The 712-nt window shown below is 75.7% G+C and carries 1 protein-coding gene; it reads left to right on the plus strand.

Going from position 1 to position 712, the window contains the following annotated elements:
• A partial coding sequence (locus KS423_RS46675; RefSeq protein WP_224285684.1) for a M15 family metallopeptidase occupies window positions 1-544 on the plus strand: 544 nt, incomplete at its 5' end.
• Window positions 545-712 lie beyond the last annotated feature (168 nt).

Here is a 712-nt window from a genome sequence, read left to right on the forward strand (position 1 = left end):
GGCGGTGCTGGCCCTGGCCGGGGCCTACGCCGCCGACCCGCCGGGCACCGAGGCCGCCCTGCGCTCCCTGGCCGCCACCGTCACCGCCCAACCCCCCACGGCCGGGGGCGAGGCGGACGGGGAGGTGCCCGACGGCCGGACGCTGAGCCCCTCCGACACCACGGCCCCGGCCGTGCGCAACCTGGACAAGCCGCTGCGCGAGGCCCTGCAACAAGCGGCCGACGACGCCCGGGCCCAGGGCATCGAGATGACCGTCACCTCCGGCTGGCGCAGCAAGGCCTACCAGCAGCGGTTGCTGGACCGGGCGGTGAGCAAGTACGGGAGCGTGGAGCAGGCCCGCAGGTTCGTCAACACGCCGGAGAAGTCCGCGCACGTCACCGGCAAGGCGGTGGACGTCGGCCCGACCAACGCCGACTACTGGCTGATCCAGCACGGCGCCCGGTACGGGCTGTGCCAGGTGTACAACAACGAGATCTGGCACTTCGAACTGCTCACCCAACCGGGCGGGACCTGCCCGGCTCCGCTGCCGGACGCCGCAGGGTGAGGGGGCGCGCCGTGACGTCTTCCGCGCTTCCCGAAACGCCCACGGAGGCCGGCCCACCGTCGCCCACGCAGGCCGGCCCACCGGACCGACGGCGACGGGCCGTACCGAGGTGGCGGACCGCACCGGGGCGTCGGGCCGCACCCACGGGGCGGGCCGTGCCCCGGTGGC

Origin of the sequence: Streptomyces sp. LS1784, from assembly GCF_020103755.1 — a bacterium.
Lineage (GTDB): Bacteria > Actinomycetota > Actinomycetes > Streptomycetales > Streptomycetaceae > Kitasatospora.